Origin of the sequence: Goekera deserti, from assembly GCF_010685995.1 — a bacterium.
In the GTDB taxonomy this organism is placed as follows: domain Bacteria; phylum Actinomycetota; class Actinomycetes; order Mycobacteriales; family Geodermatophilaceae; genus Goekera; species Goekera deserti.
Window position 1 is genome coordinate 1 of sequence record NZ_JAAGWK010000038.1, and the last position, 14,010, is coordinate 14,010.

Genomic DNA, 14,010 nt, shown 5'->3' on the forward strand with positions numbered 1-14,010 from the left:
CTTTCGGCACGCTGTTGAGTTCTCAAAGAGCGGACGCACACGAAACCCGACCCGAAGGCCATCGTCCGAAGCGGCTTTTCCTACATTACATCGAGCTCCGCGGCAGTCAGACCCGGGGGTCCCTATCCGCGTCCCGGCCGGTTTCCCGTGTCGGTGTCGCTCGGTGCATGGAGAACCATACACGCCTTCTGGGGGGTCGTGCACGGGGGTCCCGCAGGGTCCTCCAGGCCCCTCCCGGGGACCTCCTCCACGGACGCGCAGCGCCCGCGGCCGACCGCTCAGGCGACGCCCCGGGGCCGGAACTGGACGCTCACCCTCGGGCCCACCGCCTGGGCAGCCTTGGGGACGGCGTGCTCCCACGTGCGCTGGCAGGAACCGCCCATCACGAGCAGGTCCCCGTGCCCCAGCGGGAACCGGAGGGCGCGACCGCCTCCCGCAGGGCGCAGCAGCAGTGCGCGCGGCGAACCGAAGGACACGATGGCCACCACGGTGTCCTGCGAGGACCCCCGCCCGACCCGGTCGCCGTGCCACGCGACGCTGTCCCGGCCGTCCCGGTACAGGCACATGCCGGCGGACACGAACGGCTCGCCCAGTTCCGGCGCGTAGTACGCGTCCAGCGCCGACCGCGCGTCGGCCAGCAGCGGGTGCGGGAGCGCCTCGCGCGGTCCGAACCAGCGGAGCAACCGGGGGACGGCCACCTCGCGGTCGTACATCTGCCGCCGGTCCGCCCGCCAGCCGATGTCGCCCAGCAGGACGTCCAGCACGGCGTCCGAGCCCTGGACCCAGCCGGGGAGGTGGTCGACCCACGCGCCGTGGCCCAGTGCGTGCCGGACCACGGATCCGGCCAGCGGCCGCACCGACGGTTCGCCGAGCACGTCCCACATCGATGGCTGATGAGCGAGCACCATGCCGCCACGCTAACCCGCGTTTCGCACAGCTGTTCGAAAACCTGTGGACGGGCGGCGCCCGCCCACTCCGTCGGCTCTCCCGCAGGGCCGCCACGCGCACGTGGTCGGGAGCAGGGGACCGTCGTCAGGCGGACAGTGCCAGCACGAACGGCAGCACCCCGGCGGCTCCCGCGCGGCGCAGCTCCCGGCCGGCCACCGTGATCGTCCAGCGCGAGTCGGCCAGGTCGTCGACGAGCAGCACGGGGGCGTCACCGGCCTCGGCCAGTCGCTCCCGCAGCTCGTCGCCCACGACGATGCGCTGCCAGACACCGGCCAGCCGGAAGGCGCTGTTGCCGCCGGGCTGGCCGGTCGGGCCACCGTGCGCCAGGGACATCTCGCCCAGGTAGGGCAGGCGACCGAGCCGGGCCAGCCCCTGGGCCACCCCGGTGACCAGGGCGGGCCGGCGGCGGGACGGCACGGCGACCACCGCTCCCGGGCGCTGCGCCCAGTCCCAGGCGCCGAGCACCCGCGCACAGGCATTCACCAGCTCCTCGTCCGGCGGTGCGTCACCTCGCCGGAGGGACGCGCGGTGCGCCTGCGGGGCCGCGGGGTCCGGGTGGTCGAAGGCGGCGTCCGGGTCCTCCTCCAAGGGAGGCGCCTCCAGGTCCACGACCCCGCCCACGCCGTCGTCGCCGAGCAGGGTGCGCAGGCGCTGCCCCCAGCCCAGGTCGGTCAGCCGGGCGACCGCCCGGCCGGGCAGCAGCAGGTCCGACGCCGCGATCTTGCCCTTGACCTCCACGCCCAGCCGGTCGGCGCCGGTGGGCCACTGCGCCCGCGGGGCGAGCTCGACACCGGGCCGGTCCAGCCGTGCGGACGCCGCCGCCGACGCCCCGGCCGGGATGTCGCTGGGGTACCAAGCGCCGGCGCACACGTCGCACCGCCCGCACGGTGCGGCCGTCGGGTCGTCCAGGGCCTCCTGCAGGAAGGCCATCCGGCACTCCGCGGAGTCCAGCGGCCGCGCGTACGCGAGCATCGAGCGCTGCTCCGCCTCGCGGGTGCGGGCCACCCGGGCGTAGCGGTCGGCGTCGTAGACCCAGGGCACGCCGGTGGACCGCCAGCCGCCCTGCACCCGCTCGACCGCGCCGTCCACGGCGAGCACCTTGAGCAGCAGCTCCAGGCGGGAGCGGCGCACGTCGGCGACCGTCTCCAGCCGGGCCACCGACCAGGCCCGGCCGTCGGCCATCGCGGTGAGCACCGCGGCGGCGTGGTCCTCCCGGGGCATGGACGACGTCGCGAACCACTGCCAGATCGCCATGTCCTCCGGGCCGGGCAGCAGCAACACGTCGGCGTGGTCGACCGCGCGGCCGGCACGACCGACCTGCTGGTAGTAGCTGACCGGCGAGGACGGTGCCCCCAGGTGCACCACGAAGCCGAGGTCGGGCTTGTCGAAGCCCATGCCCAGGGCGGACGTGGCGACCAGGGCCTTGACCCGGTTCTCCCGCAGCGCCTCCTCGGCGTCCTTCCGGTCGGCGTCGTCCAGCCGGCCGGTGTAGGCGCGGACCTCGTGGCCGGAGTCGCGCAGCAGCGCGGCGGTCTCCTCCGCCGCGGCGACCGTCAGCGTGTAGACGATGCCGCTGCCCGGCAGGTCCTCCAGGTGGGCGGCGAGCCACGCGAGCCGGGCCCGGTCGGTGTCCAGGCGCAGCACGCCCAGGCGCAGCGAGTCACGCGCCAGCGGGCCGCGCACCGTGGTCACCTCGGTGCCGCCTGCACCGAGCTGCTCGGCGACGTCGGCCACCACCCGCTCGTTGGCGGTGGCGGTCGTGGCAAGCACCGGGGTGCCCGACGGCAGCTGGGTGAGCAGCTCCCGGATGCGGCGGTAGTCGGGCCGGAAGTCGTGGCCCCAGTCGGACACGCAGTGCGCCTCGTCGACCACCAGCAACCCGCACCGGCTGACCAGCGCGGGCAGCTGCTCGTCGCGGAAGCGCGGGTTGGTCAGCCGCTCCGGGGAGACGAGCAGGACGTCGACGTCGTCGGCAGCCAGCCGGGCGGCGATGTCGTCCCACTCGGTGGCGTTGGCGCTGGAGATCTCCACGGCCTTGATGCCGGCGCGCGCGGCGGCGGCCACCTGGTCGCGCATGAGGGCCAGCAGCGGGCTGACCAGCAGGGTCGGCCCCGCGCCGCGGCGGCGCAGCAGCGCCGTGGACACGAAGTAGACCGCCGACTTGCCCCACCCCGTGCGCTGCACGACCAGGGCCCGCTGGTGCCGGTCGACGAGCGCGGCGACCGCGGCGTCCTGGCCCTCCCGGAAGACGGCGTCGGGGCGGCCGGTGAGCTCCCGCAGGACACCGAGCGCCTCGTCGGCGGACACCGGCGCGGCCGGCACGTCAGGGGCCTGCAGCCCGGCCGGCACGTCAGGGGCCATGGCGCTGCTCATGGACCCGACAGTAGGCACCGGCACCGACAGCCGTGTCCCGCCGTGCACCGCCTGTGGACGGCGGGAGAGGATGACCGCCGATGCTCCCCGCCGACAACCACGTGCACTCCCAGTGGTCCTGGGACACCGGACCACGCGCGTCCATGCTGGCCACCTGCGAGCGGGCCGTCGCCATCGGGCTGCCCTCGGTGGCGTTCACCGAGCACCTCGACTACACGGTGTGGGCGCCTGACGACCCCGCCACCGCCCTGGGGCTGACCGGTCGCCGGCCGGACTACCACCAGCCCATCGACGTCGAGGGCTACGCCGCGAGCATCGCCGAGTGCCGCGGCCGCTTCCCCGACCTGCGGGTGCTGTCCGGCGTCGAGACCGGGGAGCCCCACCTGTTCGCCGCCAGCGTCGCGGCCCACCTGCGGGCAGCTCCGGTCGACCGGGTGCTCGGCTCCCTGCACTCCCTGGAGCTGGACGGCCGGCTGGTCGGGGTGAACCGGATGCTCACCGCCACCGGCGCCAAGGACACGATGCGCCGCTACCTGGCCGAGCTGGTGCACATGGTGGAGAGCAGCGACGTCTTCCAGGTGCTCGCCCACGTGGACTACCCGCGGCGCTCCTGGCCCTCGGGCGCCGGCCGGTACACCGAGTCGGACTTCGAGGAGGAGTACCGCGCGGTCTTCCGGGCCCTGGCCGCCGGCGACCGCGCGTTCGAGGTCAACACCACCAGCCCGCTCGCCTCGGTCGACCAGGTGCGGTGGTTCCGCGAGGAGGGCGGGTCGGCGGTGAGCTTCGGCAGCGACTCCCACGTGCCCGGGACGGTCGGGCAGCGGTTCGACCTGGCCGTGGCCGTCGTGGAGGCAGCCGGCTTCCGGCCCGGCAGGGACCGGTTCGACTTCTGGCGCCGCTGAGGGGCCCGGGCCCGTCGTCGCCGACCCCCCGGCGCGGAGGTGCGCGCCGCTAGGGTCTCCGGGGTGGCCATCCCGGAGCGTGTCGTCATAGCGCTGGGCGGCAACGCCATGACCGGGCCCGACGGCTCGGCGACCCCGGGGGCCCAGCGGGAGGCGATCGCCGCCGCGGCGCAGCACGTCGCCGCCGTGGTGGCCAGCGGCGTCCAGGTGGTGCTGACCCACGGCAACGGCCCGCAGGTGGGCAACCTGCTGGTCAAGAACGAGCTCGCCGCGCACGAGGTGCCGCCGGTGCCGCTGGACTGGTGCGTCGCCCAGACCCAGGCCACCATCGGGTTCACCGTCACCGACGAGCTGGACGCCGCCCTCGAGGCACGCGGGCTGCCGCAGCGCACGGCCACGCTGGTCACCCGCACGCTCGTGCTCGCCGACGACCCCGGCTTCACCGAGCCCACCAAGCCGGTGGGCCGGCACCTGCCCCGCGCGGACGCCGAGCGGCTCGTGGCCCTCGGGCAGACCTGGGAGGACCGCGGCCCCCGGGGCTGGCGACGCGTCGTGGCCTCACCCGAGCCGCAGGAGGTCCTCGACGTCCCGGCCGTGCGGGCGCTCGCCGACGCCGGCTTCGTCGTCGTCTGCGCCGGGGGCGGCGGCATCCCGGTGGTGGACGACGGGCAGGACGGCGACGTGCTGCGCGGGGTGGAGGCGGTGGTGGACAAGGACCTCACGGCCGCGGTGCTCGCCCGTCAGCTGGACGCCGGCGTGCTGGTCATCGCCACCGACGTGCCCCACGTGATGGTCGACTTCGACACCCCGGAGGCCCGCCCGCTGGGCGCGGTCACCCCCGACGAGCTGCGCCGGCATGCGGCCCGGGGCCAGTTCGCCCGCGGCAGCATGGGCCCCAAGGTCGAGGCGGCGCTGCGCTTCGTCGAGGGCCCGGCCGCGGGCGGACGGCGCAACCGCGCCGTGATCACCTCGCTGGAGCACATCGCCGACGCGGTGGCGGCCGCCGACGTCGGCACCTCCGTCAGGACCCCACCGTCTAGCAGAGAAGAGTGACGCGCATGCCCGCACCGATCGAGGTCCGCAAGGTCCCGCTGCACAACGTCAGTGACGCCTCCGAGCTCGCGGAGCTCATCGACTCCGGCGTGATGGACGCCGACCGCGTCGTCGCCGTGATCGGCAAGACCGAGGGCAACGGCGGGGTCAACGACTACACGCGGATCATCGCCGACCGCGCCTTCCGCGAGGTGCTCATGGAGAAGGGCACCCGCACCAAGGAGCAGGTCGGGGAGATCCCGATCGTCTGGTCCGGCGGCACCGACGGCGTGATCAGCCCGCACGCCACGATCTTCGCGACGCTGCCCGAGGACGCGGTGCAGAAGACCGACGAGCCGCGGCTCACCGTGGGCTTCGCGATGAGCGAGGTGCTGCTGCCGGAGGACATCGGCCGGATCACCATGGTGGAGAAGGTCGCCGAGGGCGTGCGCCGGGCGATGGCCGAGGCCGGGATCACCGACCCTGCGGACGTGCACTACGTGCAGACCAAGACGCCGCTGCTGACGATCGAGACGATCCGCGAGGCCAAGTCGCGCGGCGCGGAGACGTACTACGAGGAGCCGCACGGCTCGATGGACCTCTCCAACGGGACGACGGCGCTGGGCATCGCGCTGGCCCTGGGCGAGATCGAGCTGCCCGAGCAGAAGCAGGTCATGCGGGACTTCTCCCTGTTCAGCGCGGTCGCGTCCTGCTCGTCCGGCGTGGAGCTGGACCGGGCGCAGATCGTGGTGGTCGGCAACGCGCGCGGGCACGGCGGCGCCTACCGGATCGGGCACTCGGTGATGACCGACGCCCTGGACACCGACGGCATCTGGAACGCCATCCGGGACGCCGGCCTCGAGCTGCCCGAGCGGCCGCACACCTCCGACCTGGGCGACCGGCTGGTCAACGTGTTCCTCAAGTGCGAGGCCGACCCGACCGGTTACGTGCGCGGCCGGCGCAACGCGATGCTCGACGACTCCGACGTGTTCTGGCACCGGCAGATCAAGGCCACCGTCGGCGGCGTCGCGGCGTCGGTGACCGGCGACCCCGCGGTCTTCGTCTCGGTCGCGGCCGTGCACCAGGGCCCGTCCGGCGGTGGCCCGGTCGCCGCCATCGTCCGGGCCTGAGCGGAGCGGCCCGCCACTGCCCGGGTGGGGGTGGCGGGCCGCTCACGGGCGGGGACGGTCCCCGCGCGGCCCGACCCCCGGGGGCCTGTCCCCCACGCGGTAGACCAGGAAGGCGACGTCGTCGTCCAGGTCGTCGACGAGCAGGCGCTGGGTGAGCAGCCGCGCCAGCTCGTCGGCCGGCAGGCCGCGTCCACCGGCGAGCTCGGTCACGGCCCGGGCGATGCCGGCGTCCAGGTCCTCGCCGCGGCGCTCGACCAGACCGTCGGTGTACAGCAGCAGCGCCGAACCACCCGGCGTCGTCAGGGTGGCCTCCGGCCGCTCCCGGTCCGGCGCCACGGCCAGCGGCAGGCCCTGCGCCCGGTCCAGGTGCTGCACGGCGTACCCGTCGGTGAGCAGCGCGGGCAGGTGACCCGCGCTGCTGTACCGCAGGGACCCGGTCTGCGGGTCGACCACGGCCACGAACACGGTGCTGCAGACGGCACCGGGCACCAGCGCGGCGAACCGGTCGAGCGCGCTCAGCACCTGGTGCGGCGAGCGGCTCTCCAGCAGCAGCGCCCGGGCGGCGCTGCGCAGCTGCCCCATGACGGCGGCCGCGTCCAGGCCCCGCCCCACCACGTCCCCGACGACGACGCCGTACAGCCCGCCCGGCAGGTCCACGACGTCGTACCAGTCGCCACCCACCTCCAACGTGCCCGTGGCCGGTGCGTAGTGGACGGCGAAACCGGCCGGCAGCGCGGTCGGCCCCAGGAACGACCGCTGCAGCGTGACTGCGACGTCGGCGAAGAACCGGGCGCGCTCGGACTCCGCCGCCGCCCGGTCCCGGGCGAGCCGCCGCTCGCGCTCGACGGCTCGCGCGTCGGCGACCGTCGCGGCCACCTGCCCGGCCACCAGGCCCAGGAAGGTGCGGTACTCCTCGTCCAGGCGCAGGTGCGGGCTGGCACCGAGCACGACAGCGCCGACCGGCCGGGCGTGCCCGGCCAGCACCAGCGGCAGCACCACGGCGTCGTCGACGTCGGCGTCCCCGGCCGGGCTGGCCCCGGCCAGCGACAGCCCGGGGACCGTCTCGGCGAGTCCGGTCGCCGTGCGGGCCACGCCGGTGCGCACGACGTCGTCCACCAGGTCGGGCAGCGTGCTGGCCGACAGCGCGTCCGCGTGCCCGATGCCCTGGGAGGCGACGAGCCGCACGGTCGCCGCACCGCCGGCGTCGACGACGCCCTCCTCGGCGAGGTACACCAGGGCGAACGGGCAGTCGGTGCGGGCCTCGGCCAGCACCCGCAGCAGCGAGGCGCACGCCTGGGCCTCGCTGCCGTGGCCCGACCGCGGCATCCCACCGAGGTGGTGCAGGACGGCGAGGCGCCGGGCGGCGAGCACCCTCGGCGTCGTCTCGACGATGGTGGTGAGCAGGGCGGCGACCTGCCCACCCGGCCCCATGACCGGGCTGTAGCAGAAGGTGAAGTACGCCTCCTCCGGGTGGCCGTGCCGGGTCATCACCAGCGGCAGGTCGTCCATCGCGACGACGCCGCCGGCGAAGACCCGGGCGACCATCCCGGAGATGTCCGGCCAGATGTCGGGCCACACCTCGGGCACCCGGCCGCCCAGCGCGGCGGGGTGCCGGCCGCCGAGCATCGGCGCGTACCCGTCGTTGTAGACCATGACCAGCTCGGGGCCCCACATCAGCAGCATCCCGAAGCGGCTGTTCAGCATCGTGCCGACGGTGGTGCGCAGCAGCGGCGACCAGTGCTCCTCGGCGCCCAGCGGCGTGCCGGACCAGTCGTGCCCGAGGACCAGTCGCTGGACGTCGGTCCGCCCCGGACCGACGACCAGCTCGTCCAGCCGGCCGTCCACCGCCGCCCGCCTCAGACGGCCGCGGCGCGCGCCGCGGCCGCGAGAGCCGCCAGTGCGCCGGTGAAGCACTCCGGCGGCGGCTGCACGAGACCGGCCCCCACCTGCCCCGTGCCGGCGACGCGACCGGCCATGCCGGTGTTGATCTGCGGCAGCCAGCCCGTGCGTGCCACCGCGACGACGTCGATGCCGGTCGGCGCGCCACGGAAGCCGAGCACCGGGATCGCCATGGCCGGGTTCTCGGCCAGCGTGATCTGGTACATCCGCTCGGTCGTGGCCAGCGCGTCGGGCACGGTTCCGCCGACGAAGCGCACGATCGCCGGCGCCGCGGCCATCGAGAAGCCGCCGACGCCGTAGGTCTCCATGATCGCCGAGTCGCCGATGTCGGGGTTGGCGTCGTCGGGGCCGTAGTCGCCGAGGAACAGCCCCACCGGGGTCTGGGCGGGGCCGGTGAACCACCGGCCGCCGGTGCCGGCGGTCTGGATGCCGAACTCGGTGCCGTTGCGGGCCAGCACGGTGACCATCGTCGACCCGGGGACGTCGCGGGCGGCGTCCATCGCGAGCTTGGCCGTGGGCATGCCGAGGTTGAGGAAGAAGTGCTCGTTGCCGCCGATGAAGCGCAGCACGGCACCGATGTCGGACGCCGGGGCGTCGACCTCGACGATCGCCGGGGACAGCTCGCGCAGGGTCATCAGCGAGCCGGCCCGGTTGCGGTTGTGGCCCTCGTCGCCCATCTGCAGCATCTGGGCGAGCACGCCCTTCACGTCGAGCGGGTCCTCGGCCCGGCTCCGCACCGCGCGCTGCAGCACCGGCCCGAGCGTGCGGGTCATCCAGTGCAGCCGGTCGACGACCTCGGCGGAGTAGGCGCCCATCCGCAGCACCTTGCCCAGGCCCTCGTTCAGCGAGCTGAAGGCCCGGCCGCCGTGCACCGGGTCCTCCAGGCACCACATCCACATCGACGGGCTGACCACCCCGGCCATCGGGCCCACCGTCCGGTGGTGGTGGCACGGGTCGAAGGCGACCTCGCCGGCTGCCAGCATCCGCTCGGCCGCCGCGGCGTCATCGGCCCAGCCCTCGAAGAGGCAGGCGCCGATGAACGCCCCGCGCATCGGTCCGGACGCGGTCTCCCAGCTCAGCGGCGGGCCGGAGTGCAGCAGGGTGCGCTCGGGCAGGTCGAGCACCTCGCGCGCGGGGAGCACGTCGGTGAGCACCGACCCCGCGGCGAGCACGCGCTCCACCGCCGTCCGGTTGGCGGTGGCCCGGCGGGGGTCCAGGGCGAGCACGGTCAGGTCGTCGGCGTCCCCGAGGGTGGGCGGCCGCCACTCGACGTCGGTGACGGACACCCCCTGGGTGCGCAGGGCGTCGGAGAAGACCCCGACGCCGGCCGCCACCACCTGCGGCGGTGCGGCCAGCAGGCCGCCGAGCGGCCCGGTCACGGGGGTCACGAGGCGGCTCCCAGCAGGGTGAGCGCGTGCCGGGTGGCCGCGGCGTTGGAGGCGAAGACGGCCGCGCCGGCACCGGCCAGGGCGTCGGCCTGGCGGGACCAGCACTGCGGGTCGGCCTCGGTGCCGACCAGCGCGACGACGACCGGGAAGGGTGCCCCGGACAGCACCGGGACGAGCGTGACGGAGGGGTCCGGGTCGGCGCCGTGACCGAGCACCACGTCCAGCAGCAGCACCGCCGGCTCCCCGGAGGCGGCCAGCCCGGCGACCGCCTCCAGCCGCAGGGCGGGGTCGATCATCGGGTGCGCCCGGCCGACCGTGAGGGCGTCGTCGCCGAAGTCGACGACGACGTGGCCGCGCGCGGCGTGGTCGGTGCCCCAGTCCAGGGCGGGGTCGAGCTCGGGCCGCAGCGGCGTGTTCGACCGGACGTCGCCGAGCGTCGCCGCCGCCAGCAGCATGGCCTCGTCGGCCAGGGTGCCGCCGGAGTAGAAGCCCTTGAGCACCGCACCCGGCGCGGCCGTGCCCTGCCCCGGCCGGGACGGCCAGGCCGGCACGTCGACGCCCAGGTCGCCCAGCAGCGCCTCGACGGCGGCCGTGAGGTCCGGGCTGTCCGCCGACAGCACCGCGGACCGGACCGGGGTGGCCAGGCCGGCGGCGGCCTCGGCGACGGCCTCAGCGACCGACGGGGCCGGCGGCTTGGAGACCAGCAGCACCCGCTCGGTGGCCGGGTCGGCGTCCAGGGCGGCCAGCGCGTCCAGGGTGGCCAGGCCGCCCACCGCGGCGGACAGGTCGCGCCCGCCGACGCCGAGCACGTGGGAGACCCCGACGCCGGCGGCGTCGAGCAGGCAGCTGACCTGCTGGGCGCCGGTGCCCGAGGCGGCCACCAGGCCCACCGGCCCGGGACGCACCACGTTGGCGAAGCCGAGGGCCACCCCGGAGACGATCGCGGTGCCGCAGTCCGGGCCCATGACCAGCACGCCCGCCCGGCGGGCCGCCTGCTTGAGGCCGACCTCGTGCTCGACCGGCACCCCGTCGGAGAAGACCAGCACGCTGCGGCCGGCGGCGACCGCGTCCAGGGCCTCGGCCACCGCGTACGGCCCGGGCACGCTGACGACGGCGAGCACCGAGGCGTCCGGGGCGGCGTCGTCGAGCGCGGCGCCGACCGTCCGCACCGGCACGGCGCCGGCCGTGCCGGTGGACCGTTCCCGGTGGGCGAGGGCCGCCTCGACGGCGGCCAGCGCGGCGGCGAGGGCCTCGTCGTCCCGGGCGCGGACGGCGATCAGCAGCTGCTCGGGCGAGGCGTCGCCGTCGGGGGCGAGGCCCATCGAGGCGGCCAGCTCGAGGTTCAGCGGGGTGGCCATGGCGACCAGCACCGCCGTGACGCCGTCGCCCGAGCCGGCGTCCCGGCTCACCTGCATCAGCCGGACCGAGTCGGCGTAGACGCCGCTGCGCAGCGACACGTGCCGGACACCGTCCGAGATGTCCGGGGTGGTCGTGGGGGCGCTCACCCGGCGGGACGCTACCGGAGTCGCCATCCCGGCGGTGGGTGGTCGGCGGGCCGGAGATCGTCCGGCGGGGCGGCACCCGGACCGCAAGGGAGTGCGCGGTAGGCGAGTCCCGGTTCAGGGACTCCGTGTTCGGATCGTGATCAGCCGACGCACAGATGTGACACCGGGGTACTTCCGCCGACGTCGGCGCGGGTGCCACAGTGACGCCTCCGGTGGCGAGCAGCTCCCGCCGGAGGCCCGGCACCCCTCCGGGCACCACCCCCGCCGCACCGGCGTCGGGTCCCCCACAGTGTCCGTGCAGCGGTACGAGGAGTTCGGCGATGGCGTTCGGGTGGAAGCTCTACGGCGACGGCAGGACCCCACCCCCCGGTGAGTCGGTGGCCCCGGAGGAGCGGCTCTCCTGGCCGCTGACGGCGGGCATCGGTGCCCAGCACGTCGTCGCCATGTTCGGGGCGACCTTCGTCTTCCCGCTGCTCATGGGCCTGGACGCCAACCTGGCGATCATGATGAGCGGGATCGCCACGATCCTGTTCCTGCTCATCGTGCAGGGGAAGGTGCCCAGCTACCTCGGCACCAGCGCGGCCTTCGTCGGCGGCGTGCTCGCGATCCGCAGCCAGGGCGGGGACAGCAGCGACGTCGTCGGCTCGATCCTGGTCGCCGGCGTCGTCCTGGCGCTGGTGGGGCTGGCCATCCAGGTCGCCGGGCCGCGGCTGATCAACGCGGTGCTGCCGCCCGCGGTCACCGGTGCGGTGGTCATGCTGATCGGGTTCAACCTGGCCCCGGTCGCGGCGAAGACGTACTGGCCGCAGGACCAGTGGGTGGCACTGGCCACGATGACCTTCGTCATCGTGGTCTCGCTGGCGCTGCGCGGCTTCTGGGCCCGCATCTCCATCCTGCTGGGCCTGGTCTTCGGCTACCTGCTGTCGCTGCTGCTCGACGCCACGTCGGGTCAGCTCACCTCGGTGCTGCCGGGCCAGAACCTCACCGACGCCGACGGGAACCCGTGCGCCGCCCCGGGGCCCTACTGCGCGGCCACGGCCTTCCCGCACGACCGCGTGAACCTGGACGCCGTGGGCCAGGCCGACTGGCTCGGGTTGCCCACCCTCACCGGCCCGAGCTTCTCGGTGAACTTCACCCTGCTCGTGCTGCCGGCCGTGATTGCGCTGGTCGCCGAGAACGCCGGCCACGTCAAGGCAGTCGGGGAGATGACCAAGCGCGACCTGGACCCGGTGCTGGGCCGCGCCGTCTTCGCCGACGGCGTCGCCACCGTGGTCGCCAGCTCCGTCGGCGGCTCGCCCACCACCACGTACGCGGAGAACATCGGGGTCATGGCCGCCACCCGGGTCTACTCGACCGCGGCGTACTACGTGGCGGCCGTGGTCGCGATCCTGCTCGGGCTGGTGCCGAAGTTCGGCGCGATCGTCAACGCCACCCCGGGTGGCGTGCTCGGCGGGATCACCGTCGTGCTCTACGGGATGATCGGCCTGCTCGGCGCCAAGATCTGGAAGGAGAACCGGGTCGACTTCGCCAACCCGGTCCACCTGGTGCCGCTGGCCGCCGGGATCATCATCGGGATCGGCGACGTCGCCCTGCAGATCACCGACACGTTCTCGCTGTCCGGCATCTCGCTGGGCACGATCGTCGCCGTCGCCGGCTGGCACCTGGCCCGGGTCCTGGCTCCGGCCGAGATGCGGGCCGCCCTCCGGGACGAGGGGCGCTACGTCGGCGGCACCGGCCCGGCACTGGGCAGCACCGGCAGTCACGGGGCCCCGGCCGCGGACGGTCGGGGCGGGTCCGACCCGTCCTCGCTCGACGGCCGGGACGGACGTACCGTCGGTGGCTCCTCGTCGTCCGCTCCGTCGGAGGGACCGCACACCCGGTGAAGCCCGCCCCGTTCGGCTACGCCGACCCGCGCACGCTCGCCGAGGCCCTCGAGGTGCTCGGCCGCGAGGGCGAGGGCGCGAAGGTGCTGGCCGGGGGGCAGTCGCTCCTCCCGCTGCTGTCGATGCGGCTCGCCGCACCGACCACGCTGGTGGACATCAACCGCGTCGCCGGCCTGGACTCGATCGAGTCCGGGCCGGACGGCGTCCGGGTGGGCGCCCTGGTCCGGCACGCCCGGCTGCTCGACGACGCCGCGGCCGCCGGCGTGCAGCCGCTGCTGGCCCGGGCCACGGCGAGCGTCGCCCACCCGGCGATCCGCAACCGGGGCACCACCGTCGGCTCGATCGCCCACGCCGACCCGTCGGGGGAGATGACCGCGGTGCTGGCGCTGACCGGTGGGTCGGTCACCGTGGCCACCCCGGCCGGCCGCTCGGCCGTGGGCTGGCAGGACTTCTTCGTCGGCCCGCTGGAGACCTCGGTGCACGGCCCGGCTGTCGTCGTGGACGCCTTCTTCCCCGCGCTCGCCCAGCGCTCGGGCACCGCGTTCGCCGAGCTGTCCCGCCGCCGCGGCGACTACGCCGTGTGCGGCGCCGGCGCCGTCGTCACGCTGGACGCCGACCGCCGGGTCAGCGCGGCCCGCACCGCCTACATCTCGGTGGGTCTGGTTCCGCAGGTGCACGACCTGACCGAGGCGGTGGCCGGCCGCCCCGTCGACACCGTGGACTGGGCCGCCGCCGGTGCACTGGCCCGCACGCTGGTCGACCCGGACACCGACCTGCACGCCAGCGCCGACTACCGCCGGCTGCTGGTGGGCGTGCTCACCGAGCGGACCCTGGCCGCCGCCGCCCTCGAAGCAACCGGGAGGACACCGTGAACGCGAAGGTGACGCGCGAGTGAGCATCGGGGATGGGAGCTGGGGGCACCTCCCGCTTGCGGGGGACAGCGACCGAGG

The 14,010-nt window shown here is 75.2% G+C and carries 10 protein-coding genes; 5 read left to right on the top strand and 5 right to left on the bottom strand.

Annotated elements, in window-relative coordinates:
• Positions 1-278 precede the first annotated feature (278 nt).
• Both G1H19_RS21755 and G1H19_RS21760 read right to left on the bottom strand, forming a co-directional pair.
• Positions 279-908, bottom strand: coding sequence for an alpha-ketoglutarate-dependent dioxygenase AlkB (locus G1H19_RS21755; RefSeq protein WP_152731455.1), 630 nt, complete (start codon positions 906-908; stop codon positions 279-281).
• A gap of 124 nt (positions 909-1,032) precedes the next feature.
• Positions 1,033-3,321, bottom strand: a complete 2,289-nt coding sequence (locus G1H19_RS21760) for a DEAD/DEAH box helicase (RefSeq protein WP_235910164.1) — start codon at positions 3,319-3,321, stop codon at positions 1,033-1,035.
• A gap of 80 nt (positions 3,322-3,401) precedes the next feature.
• On the opposite strand from G1H19_RS21760, the gene G1H19_RS21765 reads away from it, so the two are divergent.
• From G1H19_RS21765 to bar, 3 genes are all read left to right on the top strand, one after another.
• Positions 3,402-4,223 carry a PHP domain-containing protein gene (locus G1H19_RS21765; RefSeq protein WP_152731456.1) on the top strand — a complete coding sequence of 274 codons (822 nt, stop codon included), beginning with the start codon at positions 3,402-3,404 and terminating at the stop codon, positions 4,221-4,223.
• Between the two features lie 63 nt (positions 4,224-4,286).
• Positions 4,287-5,276, top strand: coding sequence for a carbamate kinase (locus G1H19_RS21770; protein WP_162393329.1), 990 nt, complete (start codon positions 4,287-4,289; stop codon positions 5,274-5,276).
• Between the two features lie 5 nt (positions 5,277-5,281).
• Complete coding sequence (gene bar / locus G1H19_RS21775; RefSeq protein WP_152731457.1) at positions 5,282-6,385, top strand: barbiturase; 1,104 nt, start codon at positions 5,282-5,284, stop codon at positions 6,383-6,385.
• A 42-nt stretch (positions 6,386-6,427) separates the two neighbouring features.
• On the opposite strand, the gene G1H19_RS22780 is transcribed toward bar, so the two are convergent.
• From G1H19_RS22780 to G1H19_RS21790, 3 genes are read right to left on the bottom strand one after another with little or no spacing between them, the layout of a single operon-like run.
• Complete coding sequence (locus tag G1H19_RS22780) at positions 6,428-8,230, bottom strand: SpoIIE family protein phosphatase (protein WP_152731458.1); 1,803 nt, start codon at positions 8,228-8,230, stop codon at positions 6,428-6,430.
• Between the two features lie 11 nt (positions 8,231-8,241).
• Positions 8,242-9,672, bottom strand: a complete 1,431-nt coding sequence (locus tag G1H19_RS21785; RefSeq protein WP_235928236.1) for a YlbE family protein — start codon at positions 9,670-9,672, stop codon at positions 8,242-8,244.
• Complete coding sequence (locus G1H19_RS21790) at positions 9,669-11,177, bottom strand: FdrA family protein (protein WP_235928237.1); 1,509 nt, start codon at positions 11,175-11,177, stop codon at positions 9,669-9,671. Before G1H19_RS21790 ends, G1H19_RS21785 begins: the two co-directional genes overlap by 4 nt.
• A gap of 320 nt (positions 11,178-11,497) precedes the next feature.
• Here G1H19_RS21790 and G1H19_RS21795 point away from each other — a divergent pair, with 320 nt between their 5' ends.
• Together G1H19_RS21795 and G1H19_RS24785 are read left to right on the top strand one after the other, a co-directional pair.
• On the top strand, positions 11,498-13,060 hold the full coding sequence (locus tag G1H19_RS21795) for a uracil-xanthine permease family protein (RefSeq protein ID WP_152731460.1): 1,563 nt from the start codon (positions 11,498-11,500) through the stop codon (positions 13,058-13,060).
• Positions 13,057-13,932 (top strand): FAD binding domain-containing protein, encoded by an 876-nt coding sequence (locus tag G1H19_RS24785; protein ID WP_162393330.1) that lies wholly within the window; start codon positions 13,057-13,059, stop codon positions 13,930-13,932. The genes G1H19_RS21795 and G1H19_RS24785 overlap by 4 nt, the downstream gene beginning before the upstream one ends.
• The last annotated feature ends 78 nt before the right edge of the window (positions 13,933-14,010 follow it).

Excerpts from the sequence above, each read along its gene's own strand:
- G1H19_RS21765 (WP_152731456.1), top strand. The coding sequence starts at position 3,402 with ATGCTCCCCGCCGACAACCACGTGCACTCCCAGTGGTCCTGGGACACC.
- G1H19_RS21760 (WP_235910164.1), bottom strand. The coding sequence starts at position 3,321 with ATGAGCAGCGCCATGGCCCCTGACGTGCCGGCCGGGCTGCAGGCCCCT.
- bar (WP_152731457.1), top strand. The coding sequence starts at position 5,282 with ATGCCCGCACCGATCGAGGTCCGCAAGGTCCCGCTGCACAACGTCAGT.
- G1H19_RS21795 (WP_152731460.1), top strand. The coding sequence starts at position 11,498 with ATGGCGTTCGGGTGGAAGCTCTACGGCGACGGCAGGACCCCACCCCCC.
- G1H19_RS21755 (WP_152731455.1), bottom strand. The coding sequence starts at position 908 with ATGGTGCTCGCTCATCAGCCATCGATGTGGGACGTGCTCGGCGAACCG.